Source organism: uncultured Corynebacterium sp. (assembly GCF_945649885.1).
Lineage (GTDB): Bacteria > Actinomycetota > Actinomycetes > Mycobacteriales > Mycobacteriaceae > Corynebacterium.
This window is the reverse complement of record NZ_CALZFS010000198.1, coordinates 1-2,824: the sequence shown is the minus strand read 5'-3', so window position 1 is coordinate 2,824 and position 2,824 is coordinate 1. Positions and strand designations below refer to the sequence as shown.

Sequence of the window (2,824 nt, the reverse complement as noted above, 5' to 3'; positions counted from 1 at the left end):
ACAGTTCATCGCCTGGACCTTCGTCCAGATTGGTTCTGCCAACATGAACGCCACCATCTCCGGCGGTCTGCTGCTGCTCTCCCCAGTCTCCACCATCTTCATCGCAGCCGTGATCTACACAGAGATCCCGACCCTGCTGCAGGTCGGCGGCGTGGTCCTAGTCTTGGGCGCGGTTGGTTATCAGAATGGTCTACTTTCAATCTTCAGCAAAAAGAAGACTCCTCTTACCGAACACCCCGAAAACCTTCCTGAGATGGGTGGTTTCGGTGAGAAGATAAGAGATGTAGACAATGTCAGTATTGTGGATGGCTCCAAGGACACTGACAAGGCGAAACTCTAGCCCTGTAACCATCCGTTCCCAACCATAAGTAAAAAAGATTCAAAGAGATGCCCCCAGAGATAAAAACTCTGGGGGCATCTCTTTTTCTCTACTTCCGGTGGTTTCCCGGCATGAACACTGCTGCTACTGATACCCCGGCCAAAAAGACCAATGCCGCTGAATCGCCTGGATAAGCAGCTGAGGGCCAGGGGGCCTGCGCCAACCACAATCCGGCAATGCCCAATGGGATTGAGGCCATTACCCAGTGGGGAATGAGGGTGAAGCGGGGAATAGTCCAGGCGGCAATGGCTGGGATCAGCCACCACCCGAATACCGGGATCATCAGCAGTACCGCCGCTGGTGCAGTGCCCGGATCTTCCCACGGTAGCTCATCACGCGAACTCCGCCGGATTAGGATCAGACAGCTTGAAATAACGAGAATCCCCAGGCCCACACCAGCAAATAAACTAAAGCGATAAGGCTTCTCGCCAGCAAAATTGAACTCCACCTCGCCCGATAAGCCAGCAGGAATGACAAAAGCCTGCGCTGCCGCGTCGATGCTGATGGGAGTGAGGGGCTGGGTGCCAATGAGCGCACGAGCTCCGGGGTTGAAGGCGCGGGAGGTCAACAGCAACCGGTCGTGGTCGGCGGCGGCGATGGCCCCACCCGTGGGTGTAGCGCTTATCTGCGGCACTGTTTCGGTGAGTGTGACCCACTTTGAGCTGGTGCGCAGCATGTGCTGACCGCGTGGAAGTTCCAAGGTGCCACACCTGAGGCGTTCCCCATTGAGTTCGATATCGCGGCAGGACTGGGCAGTTATAGTCACGGTCATGTCGCGGGGTGCGGTGAAGGCGCGATCCAGGTGGGAGGTGGGGACGGTGAGGCGTTGGAAGAGGAATTGCTGAACATCGGGTGAGGTATCAGGAACCGTGATGGTGCGTGATAGCCCATCCATGGTGATCTCGGAGATGCCCGCATAATGCTCCAGCTCGATCAGTGCCTCTGGTTGGGACAGTATGAAAGTGGTGGACTTATTTTTTTCCAAGTCACGGACTGAGACTGACCCGCCGGAGGTTATAGTCACAGTGACATCATCTGCCGGGATGATGGTCATGGTGTCTCCCGCACCGGATATTTTGATCCAAGGTTCCATATCGCCCGGTGTGGGATACCAGTCGGTGTTGCGGCGCCCATCCACCAGGGAATTGGGGGACCTGTCCGGATTGGACCCACCAAAGCTGGTGGCATCTGAGGCAGAGGAGGACACACTGATCTCGCCTTCGGTGACCACTGTGGTCATAGGGCCTGTGGAAGGATAATCCACCAACCTGTTCCTGACCTCAGTTTCACTCAGATCAGCCAGTGCTGCGGATGAATTGCCATCGCCGTAGTTGGTACCCACCAACTGGGGGGTGTCAGTGACAATATCGGCGTCTTTGGCAACCAACTCATGGGGGGAGTGCCCGTTGACGGTGTCTAATAATGACAAGATTTCACCACCGCCAGCGACGGTGGGAACATCCGTGTCGCTGAGCCACATGTCCCGATCGGGATCCATCAGGTAGACATCCACCTCACCGAAGGTGTGTTTTTCTGCATCGGAGCGTGCATCGAAGTATGGCGCCGGAACATCAGCTTCCAGATCATGGCGCACCAATACCGCCCCGATGCCCAGGCGTTTCAAAGCCTCATCAGACAGTGAATCCTCCAGGGAGTCTAAACCATCCAGTCCCCGGATAGCCTCGGGTGGCACCAATGGAATGGCATCGCGCACAGCCCAGGGAACATCAAGCAGTGGTTGGGCTGGTTCATCACGGGTCCATCCCCAGTCCTGGCGTGCGAAAGGAGAGCTGGGCAGGATGAGGGTGCGGGTGCCTGCGGCATTCTGATTGAGGAAATCTGTGGCCTCATGCCAGTAGGCGGGGATCTCATCCCAGGTGCCCTGAGGTAATAATCTTCCGGACCAGGCAGGTGCGATGGACCCGAGGGCAATCAAAATGACAAGAATTCCGGCGGCATCCCGTTTACCGGGATTGAGGTTTCTGGGCACGGTGAGATGCGCACCGAGTGCGGCCACACCCACCATCAGGGGCATGCGCACCAGGAGGTCGAATTTATGGATGTTGCGGAAGGGTGCTCCCGTACCATCAAGGAAGGACTGCACCGGGGCCAACTGTGCGGATCCCAGGAGGAGCAGACCAGCGGCCAGCATGAGGACCCACAGGCCCCGGCGGCGCATCAGGGCCAGACCAGCCAGGCCCAGCGCTGCCACCAGGACGGTGAGAATAACAAAAATCCTGCTGTTGACCAGGAGGTAGCCGGCCTGGCGTTCGGTATCCACAAAAGGCGTCCAGCTGGTGGTGCCCCGGAGAATCTCCACGGGATTCAGCCAGTTGGTGGTGACAGCTGCGCTTTCAATGAACTCAGTAAAAGGTGGGGCATATCGCCCCAGCACCAACAGGGGGCCGATCCACCAGGAGTTGATGGCCAGCACGCCCGCGGACC

At 57.6% G+C, this 2,824-nt stretch carries 1 protein-coding gene and 1 pseudogene; one reads left to right on the top strand and one right to left on the bottom strand.

All coding sequences use genetic code 11. The features are described 5' to 3' along the window. Nucleotides 1-340, top strand: a pseudogene (locus Q0M74_RS13700) (hypothetical protein); the annotation flags it as partial. 88 nt (nt 341-428) lie between these two features. Here Q0M74_RS13700 and Q0M74_RS13695 read toward each other — a convergent pair. Next, on the bottom strand, nt 429-2,824 hold a 2,396-nt coding region (locus tag Q0M74_RS13695; RefSeq protein ID WP_293955392.1), incomplete at its 5' end, for an alpha-(1->3)-arabinofuranosyltransferase family protein.